This window comes from Comamonas terrae (genome assembly GCF_001544075.1).
Classification (GTDB): Bacteria; Pseudomonadota; Gammaproteobacteria; order Burkholderiales; family Burkholderiaceae_C; genus Comamonas; species Comamonas terrae.
This window is the reverse complement of record NZ_BCNT01000005.1, coordinates 102,306-119,504: the sequence shown is the minus strand read 5'-3', so window position 1 is coordinate 119,504 and position 17,199 is coordinate 102,306. Positions and strand designations below refer to the sequence as shown.

Below are 17,199 nucleotides of genomic sequence, written 5' to 3'. Positions count from 1 at the left end.
GTTACTCCTTAGGCGGCCTTGATTTCAGCGCCATTGGACTTGAACACGCGAACACGTGTGCCGTCGGCGTTCACCTTGATGCCCACGCGGTCAGCCTTGCCCGTAGCGGCGTTGAAGATCGCCACGTTGGACTGGTGGATAGGCATGGCCTTTTCCACGATACCGCCGGTCGTGCCCTTCATGGGGTTCGGCTTGGTGTGCTTCTTCACCAGGTTGATGCCTTCGATCAACAGGTGGGAATCGTCCGTGCGAGCCGAGACCACGCCTTGCTTGCCCTTGTCACGGCCGGTCAGCACGATGACTTGGTCGCCCTTGCGAATCTTGTTCATGGTGCTTCCTTTAGAGAACTTCAGGTGCCAGGGACACGATCTTCATGAACTTTTCGGTACGCAGTTCACGAGTCACGGGGCCAAAGATGCGGGTGCCGATAGGCTCCAGCTTGGCGTTCAGCAGCACGGCGGCATTGCCGTCGAACTTCACGAGCGAACCGTCTGCACGACGGATGCCCTTAGCGGTACGCACCACCACAGCACTGTAGACCTCGCCTTTTTTGACGCGGCCACGGGGAGCTGCTTCCTTGATGCTGACCTTGATGATGTCGCCAACACTCGCGTAGCGACGATGAGAGCCGCCCAGCACCTTGATGCACTGAACAGTCTTCGCGCCGGTGTTGTCGGCAACCTCTAACCGAGATTCTGTTTGGATCATTTCAATATTCCCAACTTGCTCCAGCAACGCTCGACAGCCCCAGAGTCTTCTCAAGGGCCGAGCGAGCAGCCAGTCAGTCTTGGGCCCGTCGTCCACGCCACGAACCATTTCGCGGCGCTTCCACTGGGCAGAACACTTCACGCTTTTACACGTGAAGCAGGGGATTGTCGCAGGAATTCCTTTGCGCGTCAAGCGCTTAGCTGTGCAAAAACGAAGTTTTCCCCAGGCGCCGGCACATGCGCACCCAAGTGGCCTGGGCTTTTCCAAAAAACATGGCAAAAAGCGCAAGCAAGTCATTGTCACCAAAGGAAAAATACCCGAACTGCAAGGCACAGCAAGCACCCGATGTTCCGGCATTCATGGCTCCGCCCAGCCATGCGCCGGTGTCGTGTTTTCCACACGCAGCCCTCCCCAGCCCCTGGCCGGCACAGGCGCCGCCGTTTTCCACCCAGGCCATCCCGTGGCCTCGATCCCGCCATGGGAAACGCCCGGTCATGGACATGCCATGCACCGGGCGTTCGGGCGCGGAAGCGCTGCCGCACCCCCTCCGGACCAGGCCGGCCGCTCAGACGGCGGGGAGATACTGCCTGGCCAGCGCCAGGAAGTCGTCGAGATGCACGTCGCGGCCCAGCTCTTCCGCAAGAACGGCCGCCACCCGCGGCGCGATCTCGGCGGCCTTGCGCGCATCGAGGAACAGCAGGCGGCTGCGGCGCGCCAGCACGTCTTCCACGCTGCGCGCATATTCGAAGCGCGCCGCAAAGCGCACCATGGCTTCGGACAGGCCGTCGGCCAGCCAGCTGTCGGCGCCCGGCAACGCAGCGACGGCTGCGGCTTCGGTGCCGTAGGAGTGCAGGCCCTGGGTCTGGTTCATGCGGTGCTGCACGGCCGCTTCGGCAGGCGCGCCCACCAGCGGCAGGTGCACGGTCACGCCCGCCGGACGGCGCGGCAGGCAGCCGGCCTCGAAGCATTCGGCCAGCACGTCCTCGGCCATGGCGCGGTAGGTGGTCCACTTGCCGCCGGTCACGGTGATCAGGCCCGTGCGGCTGGCCATGACCGTGTGTTCGCGGCTGATCTTCTTGGTGTTGGCGCCGTCGTCGTCCTGGGGCTTGACCAGAGGGCGCAGGCCCACCCACATGCTGCGCACATCGGCCAGCGTGGGCTTGCGGCTCAGGTACTTGCCGGCCTCGGAAAGGATGAAGTCCAGCTCCTGCTGGAACGGCATCGGCTCGCGTGCCAGATCGTGGCGCGGCGTGTCGGTCGTGCCCAGGATGACCTTGCCCAGCCAGGGCACGGCGAACAGCACGCGGCCGTCGGCGGTCTTGGGCACCAGCAGCGCATGGTCGGAGGGCAGGAAGTCGCGGTCCACCACCACGTGCACGCCCTGGCTGGGCGCCACCATGGGCTTGACGGGCTTGCCCTGGGCCTCGGCATCCTGCTGGCGGAACAGGTCCACCCAGGGGCCGGTGGCATTGACCACGCATTTGGCGCGCACGTTGAAGCTCTGGCCGGATTCCTCGTCCCTGCAGATCAGGCCGGACACCTTGCCATCCTCGTACAGCAGCTTCTCGGCCGGGCAGTAGTTGACCAGCAGCGCGCCCTTGGCAGCCGCCGTGCGGGCCAGCGCCAGCGCCAGGCGCGCATCGTCGAACTGGCCGTCCCAGTATTTGACGCCGCCCTTGAGGCCGCGCTGCTGCACGGTGGGCAGGTATTGCACGGTCTTGCCGCGCGAGAGGAATTCCGTGGCGCCCAGGCCGGCCTTGCCGGCCAGCGCGTCGTACATCTTGAGGCCGACGCCGTAGAAAGGCGTGTCCAGCAGCCGGTAGGACGGCATGACAAAGGCCAGCGGCTGCGCCAGGTGCGGCGCGTTGTGCAGCAGCGTCGTGCGCTCGTGCAGCGCCTCGCGCACCAGCGAGATATTGCCCTGGGCCAGGTAGCGCACGCCGCCATGCACCAGCTTGGTGGCGCGCGAGGACGTTCCCTTGGCGAAGTCCATGGACTCCAGCAGCACCACCTTGAAGCCGCGCGCCACGGCATCCACGGCCACGCCCAGGCCGGTGGCGCCGCCGCCGATGATGGCCAGGTCATAGGTTTCGGGCTGGGCCAGACGCGCAAGCAGGGCGGCGCGGTCGGTAGTCAGGGGAGTGGCGACTTGGGACATTGATCTTCAACAAAAGAACCGAGGGCGGCATGGCAAGGGCCATACCCGGCCCCTGCGGCGGCGGATACACCACCCATGTTGTGTTCATGGTGGACGCAGGAGATCAATATTTTCACTCGTTTTTGTATTTTTTAATTCGACATTTTTCGTTTTCAAGCGCGAAATGGGGGCATTCAGTGTTTTGCAGCAACGGGCAGAGCGTTTGCCGCGCCCTGCCCGCCGTTTCAGGCGCGGTCAGCGGACCTTGCCGTCCTTCCAGGCCTGCAGCAGGCGGTCGTAGGCAATGGTTTCGCCCTTGGGCTTTTCATTGCCCAGCTTCTTCCAGGGAGCGTGCTGGTCGCTGAGCCATTTGGTCGGGTCGCCCTTGGGGTTGAGCTTGGGCGCGCAGCGCTCCATGCCGGCGCGCTGCAGGCGGGCCATCACCTGATCCATTTCCTCGGCCAGCGTGTCCATCGCGCCTTGGGGCGTCTTCTCCCCGGTCACGGCCTGCGCCACGTTCTTCCACCACAGCTGGGCCAGCTTGGGATAGTCGGGCACGTTGGTGCCGGTGGGCGTCCAGGCCACACGGGCCGGGCTGCGGTAGAACTCGATCAGGCCGCCGTACTTGTTGGCGTTCTTGGTGAAGAAGTCGCTGCGGATGTCGCTGTCGCGGATGAAGGTCAGGCCCTGGATGGACTTCTTGAGCGAGGTGGTCTTGGCCGTCACGAACTGGGCGTAGAGCCAGGCCGCTGCCGTGCGGTTGGCGTCATGGTCCTTGAAGAAGGTCCACGAGCCCACGTCCTGGTAGCCGTTCTGCATGCCGTCCTTCCAGTACGGGCCGTGCGGGCCGGGTGCCATGCGCCACTTGGGCGTGCCGTCGGCATTCACCACGGGCAGGCCGGCCTTGGTCATGTCGGCGGTGAAGGCCGTGTACCAGAAGATCTGCTGCGCGATCTGCCCTTGCGCGGGCACGGGGCCGGATTCGCCGAAGGTCATGCCCATGGCTTCCTTGGGCGCGTATTTCTTCATCCAGTCGACGTACTTGGTGAGCGCGTAGACGGCCGCGGGCGAGTTGGTGGCGCCGCCGCGCGACACGCTGGCGCCCACCGGCGTGCACTTGTCGTCGGCCACGCGGATGCCCCATTCGTCCACCGGCATGCCGTTGGGGATGCCCTTGTCGGCACTGCCCGCCATGGACAGCCACGCGTCGGTGAAGCGCCAGCCCAGCGACGGGTCCTTCTTGCCGTAGTCCATGTGGCCGTAGATGGGCTTGCCGTCGATGGTCTTCACGTCGTTGGTGAAGAACTCGGCGATGTCCTCGTAGGCGCTCCAGTTCTGCGGCACGCCCAGGTCGTAGCCGTACTTGGCCTTGAACTTGTCCTGCAGGTCCTTGCGCGCGAACAGGTCGGCGCGGAACCAGTAGAGGTTGGCGAACTGCTGGTCGGGCAGCTGGTAGAGCTTGCCGTCGGGCGCGGTGGTGAAGCTGGTGCCGATGAAGTCCTTGAGGTCGATGCCGGGGTTGGTGAATTCCTTGCCTGCGCCGGCCATGTAGTCGGTCAGGTTCATGATCTTGCCGTAGCGGTAGTGCGTGCCGATCAGGTCGGAGTCGCTGATCCAGCCGTCATAGATGGACTTGCCCGACTGCATCGAGGTCTGCAGCTTCTCGACCACGTCGCCTTCCTGGATCAGGTCGTGCTTGACCTGGATGCCGGTGATCTCGCTGAACGCCTTGGCCAGGGTCTTGCTCTCGTACTCGTGGGTGGTGATGGTTTCGGAGACCACCGAGATCTCCTTCACGCCCTTGGCCTGCAGCTTCTTGGCGGCGTCGATGAACCATTTCATCTCGGCCATCTGCTGGTCCTTGTTGAGCGTGGAGGGCTGGAACTCGCTGTCGATCCACTTCTTGGCCTCGGCCTCGCCGGCCCACGTGGCCTGCCCCAAAGCCAGGGCCGCGGCGGCGAATGCGATCGCCTTGAACTGCATCTTCATTGCTGTCTCCTCATAGGGAACTCCCCGTCTGCTTGGGAGCGCCGTCCTCGGGGGAGGATCGGGCCGGCGCCGTGATTCACAAAACCATAGCTGCCGACGCTTGTCAGCCGTGGATTTCAAATATCCTCTGCATTAAAACCCTTATCCAACACGCGCTGGCCGCTCTCTTTTTTCAACCCTTGCGCATCACCAGCGCCAGCACCAGCATGGACAGCACGAAGCTGATCCACACCGAGGGCTCGGCCGAAAGCGAGAACCACTGCGCCATCTTCTCGCCCAGGCCCACCCAGGCCAGGTTGATGTAGGCCGCCGTGAGCAGGCCGATGAAGAGCCGGTCGCCGCGCGTGGTGGCGATCGGCAGGAAGCCCTTGCGCATCGCCGTCGGCGACTTGACTTCCCACACCGTCATGCCGACCAGCATCAACACGATGCAGCTGAAGAACACCGCCACCGGCGTGGTCCAGGCCATCCAATCGAACATGTCACACCCTCCCCATCGCGAAGCCCTTCGCGATGTAGTGCCGCACAAACCAGATCACGATCGCGCCGGGCACGATGGTCAGCACGCCGGCCGCGGCCAGCGTCGCCCAGTCCATGCCCGAGGCGCTCACCGTGCGCGTCATCGTCGCCACGATGGGCTTGGCGTTCACGCTGGTCAGCGTGCGCGCCAAGAGCAGCTCGACCCAGCTGAACATGAAGCAGAAGAACGCCGCCACGCCCACGCCGGCCTTGATCAGCGGCAGGAAAATCGTGAGGAAGAAGCGCGGGAACGAGTAGCCGTCGATGTAGGCCGTCTCGTCGATCTCGCGCGGGATGCCGCTCATGAAGCCTTCCAGGATCCACACCGCCAGCGGCACGTTGAACAGCAGGTGCGCCAGCGCCACGGCGATGTGCGTGTCCATCAGCCCCACCGTGGTGTAGAGCTGGAAGAACGGCAGCAGGAACACGGCGGGCGGCGTCATGCGGTTGGTCAGCAGCCAGAAGAACACATGCTTGTCGCCCAGGAACTGGTAGCGGCTGAAGGCATAGGCCGCGGGCAGCGCCACGGTCAGAGAGATCACCGTGTTGATGGCCACGTAGATCAGGCTGTTGATGTAGCCCGAGTACCAGCTCGCGTCGGTGAAGATGGTCTTGTAGTTGTCCCAGGTGAAGTGCTGGGGCCACAGCGAGAAGCTGGAGAGGATCTCGTCGTTGGTCTTGAAGCTCATGTTGACCATCCAGTAGATGGGCAGCACGGCGAAGACCAGGTAGGCGATCAGGAACAGCGTGCGCTTCTGGAAGCGGGGTTCATTCATGGCCAGCGCCCTCCTTGTCTGCGGTGCCGACCCGCTGCATCCAGTTGTAGAGGATGAAGCACAGCAGCAGGATGATGAGGAAATAGATCAGCGAGAACGCGGCGGCCGGCCCCAGGTCGAACTGGCCCACGGCCTTCTGCGTCAGGTACTGGCTGAGGAAGGTGGTCGCGTTGCCCGGCCCGCCGCCGGTGAGCACGAAGGGCTCGGTGTAGATCATGAAGCTGTCCATGAAGCGCAGCAGCACCGCGATCATCAGCACGCCGCGCATCTTGGGCAGCTGGATGTAGCGGAACACCGCGAACTTGCTCGCGCCGTCGATGCGCGCAGCCTGGTAGTAGGCGTCGGGGATGGAGCGCAGGCCCGCGTAGCACAGCAGCGCGACCAGCGGCGTCCAGTGCCACACGTCCATGGCCAGCACCGTGAGCCAGGCATGCGTGGCGTTGCCGGTGTAGCTGTAGTCCACACCCAGCTGGTTCAGCGCCGCGCCCAAGAGGCCGATGTCGGCCCGGCCGTAGATCTGCCAGATGGTGCCGACCACGTTCCACGGGATCAGCAGCGACAGCGCCACCACCACCAGCACGGCGGACGACTTCCAGCCCCTGGCCGGCATGGCGAGGGCCAGCAGGATGCCCAGCGGTATCTCCACCGCCAGCACCGCCAGCGAGAAGCCGATCTGGCGCAGCAGCGCGCCGTGCAGCTCCTCGTCGCGCATCACCTGCGCGAACCATTCGGTGCCGACGAACACGCGGCGCTCGGGCGAGATGATGTCCTGCACCGAGTAGTTCACCACCGTCATCAGCGGCAGGATGGCCGAGAAGGCCACGCACAGGATCACGGGCAGGATCAGGAACCAGGCTTTCTGGTTGACCGGTTTGGTCGTCGCGCTCATGCCAACAACTCCTCGTTCTGATAGAAGCAGGTGTGTTCGCCCAGCACCTGCAGCCACACGGTCTCGCCCACGGCGGGCAGGCGCTGTGCGCTGGCGCAGCGCGCCTTGAGCGTGTGGGCGCCGATGGTGGCGGTCAGCATCTGGTAGGTGCCCACGTCCTGCACGCGCGCCACCGTGCAGGGCAGCGCGCCGCCCTGGCCGGCTTCGGCCAGCGCTAGGTATTCGGGGCGCACGCCCAGCTGCAGCGCGCCCTCGGGCAGGCTGCGCTGCACGGGCAGGGCCTGGCCGGCGACCATCACCTGCCCTGCTCGCGCCTCGCACGGCAGGAAGTTCATGCCCGGCGAGCCGATGAAGTGGCCCACGAAGGCATGCTGCGGGCGCTCGAACAGCGCCCCCGGCGTGCCCACCTGCACGGCGCGGCCGCGCGTCATCACCACCACCTGGTCGGCGAAGGTCAGCGCCTCGACCTGGTCGTGCGTCACGTAGATCAGCGTGAGCTTGAGCTCGTGGTGGATCTGCTTGAGCTTGCGCCGCAGCTGCCACTTGAGGTGCGGGTCGATCACGGTGAGCGGCTCGTCGAACAGCACGGCCGCCACGTCCTCGCGCACCAGGCCGCGGCCCAGCGAGATCTTCTGCTTGGCGTCGGCCGACAGGCCTGCGGCGCGCTGGCCCAGCTGGCCGCTCATCTCCAGCATCTCGGCGATCTGGCCCACGCGCTGGCGGATGCGCTCCTCGGGCAGCTTGCGGTTCTTCAGCGGAAACGCCAGGTTCTCGGCCACGGTCATGGTGTCGTAGATCACCGGGAACTGGAACACCTGGGCGATGTTGCGCTGCTGCGGCGTGGCGCGCGTCACGTCGCGGCCGTCGAACAGCACCTGGCCCTGCGAAGGCACGAGCAGGCCCGACATGATGTTCAGCATGGTGGACTTGCCGCAGCCCGAGGGCCCGAGCAGCGCATAGGCGCCGCCGTCGTCGAAGGTCATCTTCAGCGGCAGCAGCGCGTAGTCGCTGTCCTGCCGCGGGTTGGGCTGGTAGGAATGCGCGAGGTCGAGTTCTATGCGTGCCATGCTCAGCCCCTCCGGTTGCGCGCGGGCGCCAGCGCCAGGGCGCCGTCGGCGCCGAAGACATAGACCTGCGCCGGGTTCAGGTACAGCGTCAGCGCGCTGCCCAGCGCGATGTAGTGCACGCCGGTGACCTGCGCCACCAGCTCGCCCCAGGGCGTGTCGGCATGCACGAAGGTGTCGGAGCCCGAGATCTCGGCCAGTTCGACCCGGCCGGGCACAGCCACATCACCCGGCTGCTCCTGCAGGCGCAGCGCGCTGGCGCGCAGGCCCATGGTGAGCGCGCCGCCCTGCAGCTCGCCCGGCAGGGCCAGCGGCAGCAGTGCGCCGTCGGGCAGACGCAAACCGCCCGCCACGGCCTGCGCGGCCAGCAGGTTCATCGGCGGATCGCTGAAGGCCCGCGCCACGCGCAGCGAGTTCGGCGCGTGGAAGACCTCGGCCGTGGGCCCGTACTGCAGCAGCTCGCCGGCATCGAGCACGGCCGTGTAGCCGCCCAGCAGCAGGGCCTCGCCCGGCTCGGTGGTGGCGTAGACCACGGTGGAGTCGCCCGCCGCGAACAGCTGCGAAAGCTCTTCGCGCAGCTCCTCGCGCAGCTTGTAGTCGAGGTTGACCAGGGGCTCATCGAGCAGCATCAGCGGCGCGCCCTTGGCCAGCGCGCGCGCCAGCGCCACGCGCTGCTGCTGGCCGCCCGACAGCTCGGCCGGGTAGCGGTCGAGGAACATCTCGATGTGCAGCCGCCCGGCGAGTTCGCGCACGCGCTGCTCCAGGTTTTTTTCGCCGCGCAGCTTGAGCGGCGACGCGATGTTGTCGGCCACCGTGAGCGAGGGGTAGTTGATGAACTGCTGGTAGACCATGGCCACGTTGCGCTCGCGCACCGGCATGCCCGTCACGTCCCGGCCGTCGACGCGCACCCGGCCGGTGCTGGGCGCATCGAGCCCCGCCATAATGCGCATCAGGCTGGTCTTGCCGGCCTGCGTGGCGCCCAGCAGCACGGTCACGGCGCCGCTGTGCAGCGCCATGTCCATGCCGTGCAGCCACGTCTCGGCCCCCACCCGCTTGCCAATTCCTTCGAGCACCAGTTCCACTGCAGGCCTTTTCTGCGCGCCGTCCGCAGCGCGCGGCATTCCGGAAAACCGCCCCCACACAGCGCACTCGAAAGGGCGAGATGCTGCATTCTTTGTTCTCTTTTGATCGGAACTAATCGATATATTCCCTAGTTCCTATTCTTTTTTATTCGTTTAGGTGTTTCCGCCTGATGCCCCGGGGGCAAATACGCTATAACCGGGCACAGCCATCTGCCTCTCCCATGGAATTGCTGTGAACACCAATCCCCGCCAACTGCAACTCGTCGAAGAAGTCCGCGCCCGCCAGTCCACCTCGGTCGAGCAATTGGCCGAAAGCCTGGGCGTGACGCTGCAAACGATCCGGCGCGACATCCAGAAGCTGGCCGATGCAGGCTTGCTGGTGCGTTTCCACGGCGGCGTGCGCGTGCCCAGCGCGACCGTGGAAAACCTGGCCCACCCGCAGCGCCAGGTGCTGCATGCCGAAGGCAAGACGCGCATTGCGCGCGCCGTGGCCGAGGCCATTCCCAACGGCTGCTCGCTGATCCTGAACATCGGCACCACCACCGAGGCCGTGGCCCAGGCCCTGCTCAAGCACCGCGGCCTGCGCGTGATCACCAACAACCTCAACGTGGCCGCCATTCTCAGCAGCAATGCCGACTGCGAAGTCATCGTGGCCGGCGGCGTGGTGCGCACGCGCGACCGCGGCATCGTGGGCGAGGCGGCCGTGGACTTCATCCGCCAGTTCAAGGTGGACATCGCGCTGATCGGCATCTCGGCCATCGAGCCCGACGGCACGCTGCGCGACTTCGACCTGCGCGAGGTCAAGGTGGCGCAGACCATCATCGGCCAGTCGCGCGAGGTCTGGCTGGCCGCCGACCACAGCAAGTTCCGCCGCCAGGCCATGGTGGAGCTGGCGCGCCTGAACCAGATCGACCGCCTGTTTACCGATGCGCCACCGCCCGCGCCTTTCGATGCGCTGCTGCGCGACGCCGAGGTGCAGTGCACGATTGCCCAGTAGGGCTCGGCCCCATGAGCGCAAGCGACATGCAGATCCGCGCGGCGCGCACCGGCGATGCCGCCGGCATTGCCGCACTGCTGCAGGCCATGGGCGGGTTCAAGGCCTATGAAAACCGCACGCCCGCGCAGAACACCGAGGCCGTGCGGACCTTGCTGGCCGGCGCCGAGGCAGCGCCCGAACGCAGCCTGCTGCTGGTGGCCGAGGACGCGCAGCAGCGCCTGATCGGCTACTGCGCCGTGCACTGGCTGCCCGTGGCCGTGCTGCAGGCCTGGGAAGGCTATGTCAGCGAGCTGTTCGTGGCCGGGCAGGCACGCGGCGCCGGTGCCGGGAGCCTGCTGCTCAACGCGGCCACCGAAGCCGCGCGCCAGCGTGGCTGCAGCCGCATCTGGCTGGTGAACAACCGCGAGCGCCCGTCCTATGTGCGGGGCTTTTATTCACAGCAGGGCTGGGCCGAGCAAGCCGAGATGGCGCGCTTCGTCCTGCCGCTGAACACCTGACAAGATCCATGACCACCTATCTGCTCGCCCTGGACCAGGGCACTTCCAGTTCCCGCAGCATTGTCTTCGACGCCCAGGGCCGCCTCGTGGCCTCGGCCCAGATGGAGCTGCCGCAGATCTACCCGCGCCCGGGCTGGGTGGAGCACGACCCGCGCGAGATCTGGCGCACCCAGCTGGCCACGGCCAGGCAAGCGCTGGCCAAGGCGGGCCTGGCGGCACGCGACATCCGCGCCGTGGGCATCACCAACCAGCGCGAGACCACCGTGGTCTGGAACCGCAAGACCGGCGCCCCCATCCACCACGCCATCGTCTGGCAGGACCGCCGCGCCGAACCCATCTGCTCGGCGCTGCGCGACGCCGGCATGGCCGACACCATCCAGCAAAAGACCGGCCTGCTGATCGACGCCTATTTCTCGGGCAGCAAGCTGCAATGGATGCTGGACCATGTGGCCGGTGCGCGCGAGGCCGCCGAGCGCGGCGAGCTGGCCTTCGGCACCGTGGACAGCTGGCTGGTCTGGCAGCTCACGGGCGGCAAGCGCCACGTGACGGACGTGTCCAACGCCAGCCGCACCATGCTGTTCAATGTCCACACCAACCAGTGGGACGACGAGCTGCTGGCAGCACTCAACATCCCCCGCAGCCTGCTGCCCGAGGTGCTGCCGTCCGCAGCTGATTTCGGCAGGACCGATGCCGAGGTGCTGGGCGGCGAGATCGCCATCGGCGGCGTGGCCGGAGACCAGCAGGCCGCGCTGTTCGGCCAGGGGTGCTTCGGCGCCGGCATGGCCAAGAACACCTACGGCACGGGCTGCTTCATGCTCATGCACACGGGCGGCCGGTTCCAGACCTCGACCAACGGCCTGCTCACCACGGCGGCGGCACAGCCCGATGCCAGGGCCCGGTACGCACTCGAAGGCAGCGTCTTCGTGGGCGGCGCCGTGGTGCAGTGGCTGCGCGACGGCCTGCGCGCCATCGAGCACAGCGGCCAGGTGCAGCAGTTGGCCGAGAGCGTGCCCGATTCGGGCGGCGTGATGATGGTGCCGGCCTTCACGGGCCTGGGCGCGCCCTACTGGAAGCCCGATGCCCGCGGCACCATCACGGGCCTGACGCGCGGCACCACGCTGGCGCACATCGCGCGGGCCGCGCTGGAATCCATCGCCTACCAGAGCGCCGCGCTGCTGCTGGCCATGAGCCGCGACGCGGTGGCCAGCGGCGGCACGCCGGTCAGCGAGCTGCGCGTGGACGGCGGTGCCTGCGTGAACAACCTGCTCATGCAGTTCCAGGCCGACCTGCTGGGCATTCCCGTGGTGCGCCCCGCCTGCGTGGAAACCACGGCGCTGGGCGCCGCCTATCTGGCCGGCCTGGCCACCGGCATCTATGGCAGTACCGACGAGCTGTCGGCGCTGTGGAAGGCCGAGCGCCGCTTCGTTCCCACGCTGGGCCAGGACCGCGCGCACGCGCTCATGCAGCGCTGGGAACAGGCGGTGCGCCAGACCACGGCCGAATGAAAAGCGGTACCAGACCCACAAAACCATAGCTGCCGGCGCTTGTTGCATGGACGCCAGCGACCAAAAAGACCTTTGGCGGCAGCAAGGCCCGCCATAAAAAAAGCGGGATGCGCCACCAGCACGCATCCCGCTTTGACGTCCCGGCGCTGCCGGGACGGCTGCGCTTATTCCTCGTCGGCCAGCAGCAGCTTGTAGATCACGGCGCCCAGAATGGCACCGGCAATCGGCGCGGCCCAGAACAGCCACAGCTGCTCCAGCGCGATATGCGGGCCGAACAGTGCCGGGCCCGTGCTGCGCGCAGGGTTGACCGAGGTGTTGGTCACGGGAATCGAGATCAGGTGGATCAGCGTCAGGCACAGGCCTATGGCCAGGCCGCCGAAGCCCGCGGCCGCGCGCCTGGCCGTCGCGCCCAGGATCACGATCAGGAACACGGCAGTGAGCACGACTTCCGTCAGCAGCGCCGCGGTCAGCGAATACTTGCCCGGCGAATGCTCGCCATAGCCGTTGGTGGCGAGGTCGGTGATATTGGCGTCGGCCTTGCCCGTGGCGATCAGGTACAGGATCCAGGCCGCCACAATGGCGCCAAAAACCTGGGCAATGATGTAGCCCGGCAGTTCGGAGGCCTTCATGCGCCCGCCCACGGCCAGGCCCACGGACACCGCCGGATTGAAATGCCCTCCGGAGACCGGGCCCAGCGCATAGGCGCCGGTCAGCACGGTCAGGCCGAAGGCCAGCGACACGCCCAGCAGGCCGATGCCCACGTTGGGAAAGGCCGCGGCCAGCACGGCGCTGCCGCAGCCGCCGAAGGTCAGCCAGAAGGTTCCGAGAAATTCCGCCGACCATTTCTTCAGATTGGACGCCATGATGCAGCTCTCCGCAGATGGAACAAAAAACAGGCCGCTCCTGGATACCGGAGCTGGCGGCATCTTAAGAACCGCAGATGTCAGCTCGCAAGGCGCAAATGTGAACAATGTTCGGCGCCCGGGCCTTCGCCGGCTCCTCTGGTCGCTGCCGGCGCTGCTGCTGGCCGCCTGCGCGGCGCCGCCTGCGGACCGGACAGGCGGGAAAGCGCTGGATGCCTGCCTGCAGACGCTGGGCGAGATCCGCTGGCCGCACGACACGCAGTACGCGGGCACCACGGTGGGCGGGCTGTCCTCCATCGACTACGACGCGCGCAGCGGCCTGTACTACCTGGCCAGCGACGACCGCTCGTCCTTCGACCCGGCGCGCCTGTACACGGCGCGCATCCGCTATGACGCGAGCGGCATGCTCGAGGTGGTGCTGCAGGACCGCATCTGGCTGCTTAACGCCCGCCAGCAGCGCTTTGCCGGCATCCGTGCGCCCGAGCCCGGCACGGCCGTACCCGACCCCGAGGTCCTGCGCCTGCTGCCCAATCTGTCAAATGGCCAGGGGCAAACCATGCTGTGGAGCAGCGAAGGCGACTTCAGGCGCGGCTTCGGGCCGCAGCTGGTCGAGGCCGCCACCGACGGCAGCTGGCTGCGCGAATGGCCGCTGCCGCCGCAACTGGCCTTGCCCGCCCCGGCAGACCGCGCCACGCAAGGCCCGCGCAGCAATTTCACGCTCGAAGGCATGAGCCTGAGCGCCGACGGCAAGACCCTGTGGCTGTCCATGGAGGGCGCGCTCAGGCAGGACGGCCCCATGCCGGGCCCGGGCCGCGCCGGCGCGCCGGTACGCATCACCGCCTATGACATGGCAACGCGCCAGCCTCTGCGCCAGCTGGCCTATGTACCCGATGCCCTGCCCGAGCACCTGGGGCTGCTGTCGCGCCATGCGGTCAACGGCGTCAGCGACATCCTGGCCGACGGCCCCGACCACATGCTGGTGCTGGAGCGCTCCTATGCCCCCGCGCGCGGCTTCGGTGCGCGCATCTACCGCATCCGCACGGACCGCGCAGCCGGCACGGACACCTTGCCCCTGCAGCAGTTGACGCCCGACAACCACCGCCCCGTGGACAAGGCGCTGCTGCTGGACCTGAGCCAGGCCGGCCTCAGGAGCGTGGACAACCTCGAAGGCATGAGCTGGGGGCCGCCGCTGCCGGATGGACGCAGGGTGCTGCTGCTGGTCAGCGACAACAACTTCAATCCCGCCGAGGTCACGCAATTCGTCGCGCTGCGCGAACGTGCCGGCGGCTGCGGCCGGGGTTTATAGTCCCCGTCGAACCCTATTCCTGCCTTCGCACGACCATGACCACTTCCAGCACCTCGCCCTCCACCCTTCCTCCTGTTGCCTTCATCGGCGGCGGCAACATGGCCAGCGCCATCATCGGCGGCCTGCTCCGCCAGGGCATGCCGGCCTCGGACATCATCGTGGTCGAACCCTATGAAGCGGCCCGCGAGGCCCTGCAGGCCAATTTCGGCATCGCCGCCCTGACCGAAGCCGGCCCCGCGCTGCAACGCGCCGCGCTGGTGGTCTGGGCCGTCAAGCCCCAGACCTTCAAGGATGCCGCTGCCGCTGCGGCCGCCCACACGCGCCACGCCCTGCACCTGAGCGTGGCGGCGGGCATCACCACCGACAGCATTGCCGCCTGGCTGGGCACGGCCCGCCTGGTGCGCGCCATGCCCAACACCCCGGCCCTCGTGGGCAAGGGCATGACCGGCCTGTATGCGCGCCCCGAGGTCGACGCCGACGGCAAGGCGCTGATCGCCCGCGTCATGGGCAGCACCGGCCAGCTGCTGTGGGTGGACCAGGAACAGAAGCTCGATGCCGTGACCGCCATCTCGGGTTCGGGTCCGGCCTATGTGTTCCTGTTCCTCGAAGCCATGACCCGGGCCGGCGTGGACATGGGCCTGACGGCCGAGCAGGCCCACCAGCTGGCCGTGGCCACCTTCCAGGGCGGCGCGGAACTGGCCGCGCGCTCGGATGAAAGCCCCGAGGTCCTTCGCCAGCGCGTGACCAGCAAGGGGGGCACCACCCATGCAGCCATCACCCATATGCAGGAGCAGCAGGTGCCCGAGCACTTCATCGCCGCCATGCGCAAGGCCGAGGCCCGGGCTCAGGAGCTGGCCGCCGAGTTCGGCCGCTGAGCGGCTCCCCGGAGCGACTAATCGCATCTCCCAGAGGGACGGCATTTTCGCTGCAGGGCGGCGCGGCCGGCGCAGGCCCTTGCTGGATGTCTCCGGTTCAGGCCAGGTGGAGTGGGCGCCGCGCCGAAATTCGGCAAAACGCCATCACCGATGGAGCTTCAGCGCAGCGCAAACCCCAGCGCCACGCCGGCAAAGATGGCAGCGCCTATCCAGTGGCTCTTGCTGAAGGCGACAAAGCAGCCTTCGCGCGTACGGTGACGGATCAGGGTGAAATGCCACAGCATCTGCGCCGCAGCCACCGCCATGCCCGTCCAGAATGGCCAGCCCAGGCGATAGGGCGCCAGCGCCCAGGCCGTGAGCAGCCAGCACAGCGCGAAAAAGCCCATCACGCCGGCCACGTCGAAGCGGCCCAGCGTGATGGCCGAGGTCTTCATGCCGATCTTGAGGTCGTCGTCGCGGTCCACCATCGCGTATTCGGTGTCATAGGCCAGCACCAGGAACATATTGGCCAGCCACAGCGTCCAGGCCGTGGCAGGTACTTCGCCGGTCACGGCCGCGAACGCGATCACGATGCCGAAGTTGAAGGCAATGCCCAGAAAGGCCTGGGGCATGGCAAAAAAGCGCTTGGTGAACGGATAGAGGATGGTGAACAGCACGGCAGGCACCGACCAGGCCACGGCTTCCCAGCGCGTGGACAACACCAGGCCGAACGCGACCAGCGTGAGCACCAGCCCCACCATGGCCGCTTCCCTGACCGAGATCTGGCCGCTGGTGACGGGGCGCTGGGTGGTGCGCTTCACATGCCGGTCGAAATCGCGGTCGGCAATGTCGTTGATGGTGCAGCCGGCGCTGCGCATCAGCACCGTGCCCAGCACGAAGACCGCCAGCAGATGCCAGCCCGGAAAGCCCCGGCCGGCCACCCACAGGGCCGACAGCGTGGGCCAGACCAGCACCAGCCAGCCGGCCGGGCGGTCGAAGCGGATCAGATCCAGGTAGAGCGACAGCTTGGAGCGCTGCGTGGCGGGAAAGGAAGCAGGCATGGCGGAAACAACCGGAACAGGCCGGAGACAGGGCCCCGGCGGCAATCATCAGAAGACGCATCGCAAGCAGGGGGCGGGCGGCAGATGCCGCGCCCTCTGCATGCAGCGTCACACCGGCGATTGTGCCCTGCCCGGCAGCGAACCGCCTGGGCCGCCCCCATGTTCTGCGCGGTCTGCCGCCCATAGAACCAAAGCCGTCCAGCCGCCCCCCAGCGCCAGGCCGGCCAGCACATCGCTGGCATAGTGGGCGGACAGCAATACCCGGCTCAGCGCGGTGCCCAGCGCCAGAACCGCCGCGGCGGCCAGCACCGGGCCCTGCCAGCCCGGCGGCAGGCGGCGTGCCGCCAGCCAGGCCAGCATGCCGAAGATGGCCGCAGTTCCCGCACTATGGCCGCTGGGAAAGCTGAAGCCGCTCTCATGCACCAGCCCGCCCAGCGGGCGTGCCCTCTCCATCCAGCCCTTGGTGCAGCGCACCCACAGTCCGGTGCCGGCCACGGCCGCCACCCAGGCCAGCAGCTGCAGGCCCTGGCGCTGCCATAGCAACCATAGCGCCACGGCCACTCCCAGCAGCCCCATGGCGCGCAGGTCGCCTAGCAGGGTCCAGCCTCTGGCCAAGGACTCCCATGCCGACGGCAGCCCCCCGGTCAACGCGCGCTGCACCGCCAGGTCCAGCGCCGCCAGGCCATGCGGCGCGGACGACGCATGCGACTGATGGATGCCGGCCGCCAGCAGGCCGAAAACCGCTGCAGCCAGCCCTGCCGCCCACAGCAGGCGACCGCCGGGCAGGCGGTACGGGGCCGTCCGGTCATGCCACAGCCATGCCGGCTTTTGGCGCATGCGCAGGTACAGCAGGCCGGCCACGGCCAGCAGCAACAGCAGCTGCAACCAGAGCGCATGCCGGTCCAGCCAGTGGGCCATGGAGACCAAGGGTGCAGCCGCAGCAAGCACGCGT

General features: G+C 67.3%; 18 protein-coding genes. 5 read left to right on the top strand and 13 right to left on the bottom strand.

Annotated elements, in window-relative coordinates:
• Positions 1–8: 8 nt before the first annotated feature.
• From rplX to Cte04_RS08950, 10 genes are all read right to left on the bottom strand, one after another.
• Positions 9–329 (bottom strand): 50S ribosomal protein L24, encoded by a 321-nt coding sequence (rplX, locus tag Cte04_RS08995; protein ID WP_066475624.1) that lies wholly within the window; start codon positions 327–329, stop codon positions 9–11.
• 10 nt (positions 330–339) lie between these two features.
• On the bottom strand, positions 340–708 hold the full coding sequence (gene rplN / locus Cte04_RS08990; RefSeq protein ID WP_066475621.1) for a 50S ribosomal protein L14: 369 nt from the start codon (positions 706–708) through the stop codon (positions 340–342).
• 196 nt (positions 709–904) lie between these two features.
• The gene (locus Cte04_RS08985) at positions 905–1,165 is read right to left on the bottom strand and encodes a hypothetical protein (protein ID WP_157081904.1); all 261 of its coding nucleotides are present in this window, start codon (positions 1,163–1,165) and stop codon (positions 905–907) included.
• Positions 1,166–1,273: 108 nt separating this feature from the next.
• Positions 1,274–2,866, bottom strand: coding sequence for a glycerol-3-phosphate dehydrogenase/oxidase (locus Cte04_RS08980; RefSeq protein ID WP_066475619.1), 1,593 nt, complete (start codon positions 2,864–2,866; stop codon positions 1,274–1,276).
• A 234-nt stretch (positions 2,867–3,100) separates the two neighbouring features.
• Positions 3,101–4,834 (bottom strand): ABC transporter substrate-binding protein, encoded by a 1,734-nt coding sequence (locus Cte04_RS08975; RefSeq protein WP_066475617.1) that lies wholly within the window; start codon positions 4,832–4,834, stop codon positions 3,101–3,103.
• Positions 4,835–5,006: 172 nt separating this feature from the next.
• Entirely contained in the window at positions 5,007–5,315 is a 309-nt protein-coding gene (locus tag Cte04_RS08970; RefSeq protein ID WP_066475615.1) for a DUF2160 domain-containing protein, read from the bottom strand.
• 1 nt (position 5,316) lies between these two features.
• Positions 5,317–6,129: a carbohydrate ABC transporter permease gene (locus tag Cte04_RS08965; RefSeq protein ID WP_066475614.1), complete on the bottom strand. Its 813-nt coding sequence runs from the start codon at positions 6,127–6,129 to the stop codon at positions 5,317–5,319.
• Positions 6,122–7,018: a carbohydrate ABC transporter permease gene (locus Cte04_RS08960; RefSeq protein WP_066475613.1), complete on the bottom strand. Its 897-nt coding sequence runs from the start codon at positions 7,016–7,018 to the stop codon at positions 6,122–6,124. The genes Cte04_RS08965 and Cte04_RS08960 overlap by 8 nt, the downstream gene beginning before the upstream one ends.
• Positions 7,015–8,085 carry an ABC transporter ATP-binding protein gene (locus Cte04_RS08955; RefSeq protein ID WP_066475612.1) on the bottom strand — a complete coding sequence of 357 codons (1,071 nt, stop codon included), beginning with the start codon at positions 8,083–8,085 and terminating at the stop codon, positions 7,015–7,017. The genes Cte04_RS08960 and Cte04_RS08955 overlap by 4 nt, the downstream gene beginning before the upstream one ends.
• Positions 8,086–8,087: 2 nt before the next feature.
• Positions 8,088–9,164, bottom strand: a complete 1,077-nt coding sequence (locus tag Cte04_RS08950) for an ABC transporter ATP-binding protein (RefSeq protein ID WP_066476164.1) — start codon at positions 9,162–9,164, stop codon at positions 8,088–8,090.
• Positions 9,165–9,396: 232 nt separating this feature from the next.
• Between Cte04_RS08950 and Cte04_RS08945 the strand changes: the two genes are divergently transcribed.
• From Cte04_RS08945 to glpK, 3 genes are read left to right on the top strand one after another with little or no spacing between them, the layout of a single operon-like run.
• Entirely contained in the window at positions 9,397–10,161 is a 765-nt protein-coding gene (locus tag Cte04_RS08945) for a DeoR/GlpR family DNA-binding transcription regulator (protein ID WP_066475610.1), read from the top strand.
• Between the two features lie 11 nt (positions 10,162–10,172).
• Positions 10,173–10,658: a GNAT family N-acetyltransferase gene (locus Cte04_RS08940; protein ID WP_066475609.1), complete on the top strand. Its 486-nt coding sequence runs from the start codon at positions 10,173–10,175 to the stop codon at positions 10,656–10,658.
• 8 nt (positions 10,659–10,666) lie between these two features.
• Complete coding sequence (glpK, locus tag Cte04_RS08935) at positions 10,667–12,163, top strand: glycerol kinase GlpK (protein WP_066475607.1); 1,497 nt, start codon at positions 10,667–10,669, stop codon at positions 12,161–12,163.
• A 164-nt stretch (positions 12,164–12,327) separates the two neighbouring features.
• Here the strand turns inward: glpK and aqpZ are convergent, their stop codons facing one another.
• Positions 12,328–13,026 carry an aquaporin Z gene (aqpZ, locus tag Cte04_RS08930; protein WP_066475603.1) on the bottom strand — a complete coding sequence of 233 codons (699 nt, stop codon included), beginning with the start codon at positions 13,024–13,026 and terminating at the stop codon, positions 12,328–12,330.
• Between the two features lie 100 nt (positions 13,027–13,126).
• Here aqpZ and Cte04_RS08925 point away from each other — a divergent pair, with 100 nt between their 5' ends.
• Positions 13,127–14,332, top strand: coding sequence for an esterase-like activity of phytase family protein (locus Cte04_RS08925; RefSeq protein ID WP_245633330.1), 1,206 nt, complete (start codon positions 13,127–13,129; stop codon positions 14,330–14,332).
• A gap of 35 nt (positions 14,333–14,367) precedes the next feature.
• Entirely contained in the window at positions 14,368–15,207 is an 840-nt protein-coding gene (gene proC, locus Cte04_RS08920) for a pyrroline-5-carboxylate reductase (protein WP_066475600.1), read from the top strand.
• A 158-nt stretch (positions 15,208–15,365) separates the two neighbouring features.
• Here proC and ubiA read toward each other — a convergent pair whose 3' ends face one another.
• A complete protein-coding gene (ubiA, locus tag Cte04_RS08915) occupies positions 15,366–16,247 on the bottom strand; it encodes a 4-hydroxybenzoate octaprenyltransferase (protein WP_066475597.1) in 882 nt (293 codons plus the stop codon).
• A 108-nt stretch (positions 16,248–16,355) separates the two neighbouring features.
• Positions 16,356–17,195 (bottom strand): phosphatase PAP2 family protein, encoded by an 840-nt coding sequence (locus Cte04_RS08910; protein WP_066475596.1) that lies wholly within the window; start codon positions 17,193–17,195, stop codon positions 16,356–16,358.
• Positions 17,196–17,199: the final 4 nt, after the last annotated feature.

Coding starts and splice junctions, on each gene's coding strand:
- rplX (WP_066475624.1), bottom strand. CDS start 329: ATGAACAAGATTCGCAAGGGCGACCAAGTCATCGTGCTGACCGGCCGT.
- rplN (WP_066475621.1), bottom strand. CDS start 708: ATGATCCAAACAGAATCTCGGTTAGAGGTTGCCGACAACACCGGCGCG.
- Cte04_RS08985 (WP_157081904.1), bottom strand. CDS start 1,165: ATGGCCTGGGTGGAAAACGGCGGCGCCTGTGCCGGCCAGGGGCTGGGG.
- Cte04_RS08980 (WP_066475619.1), bottom strand. CDS start 2,866: ATGTCCCAAGTCGCCACTCCCCTGACTACCGACCGCGCCGCCCTGCTT.
- Cte04_RS08975 (WP_066475617.1), bottom strand. CDS start 4,834: ATGAAGATGCAGTTCAAGGCGATCGCATTCGCCGCCGCGGCCCTGGCT.
- Cte04_RS08970 (WP_066475615.1), bottom strand. CDS start 5,315: ATGTTCGATTGGATGGCCTGGACCACGCCGGTGGCGGTGTTCTTCAGC.
- Cte04_RS08965 (WP_066475614.1), bottom strand. CDS start 6,129: ATGAATGAACCCCGCTTCCAGAAGCGCACGCTGTTCCTGATCGCCTAC.
- Cte04_RS08960 (WP_066475613.1), bottom strand. CDS start 7,018: ATGAGCGCGACGACCAAACCGGTCAACCAGAAAGCCTGGTTCCTGATC.
- Cte04_RS08955 (WP_066475612.1), bottom strand. CDS start 8,085: ATGGCACGCATAGAACTCGACCTCGCGCATTCCTACCAGCCCAACCCG.
- Cte04_RS08940 (WP_066475609.1), top strand. CDS start 10,173: ATGAGCGCAAGCGACATGCAGATCCGCGCGGCGCGCACCGGCGATGCC.
- glpK (WP_066475607.1), top strand. CDS start 10,667: ATGACCACCTATCTGCTCGCCCTGGACCAGGGCACTTCCAGTTCCCGC.
- aqpZ (WP_066475603.1), bottom strand. CDS start 13,026: ATGGCGTCCAATCTGAAGAAATGGTCGGCGGAATTTCTCGGAACCTTC.
- proC (WP_066475600.1), top strand. CDS start 14,368: ATGACCACTTCCAGCACCTCGCCCTCCACCCTTCCTCCTGTTGCCTTC.
- ubiA (WP_066475597.1), bottom strand. CDS start 16,247: ATGCCTGCTTCCTTTCCCGCCACGCAGCGCTCCAAGCTGTCGCTCTAC.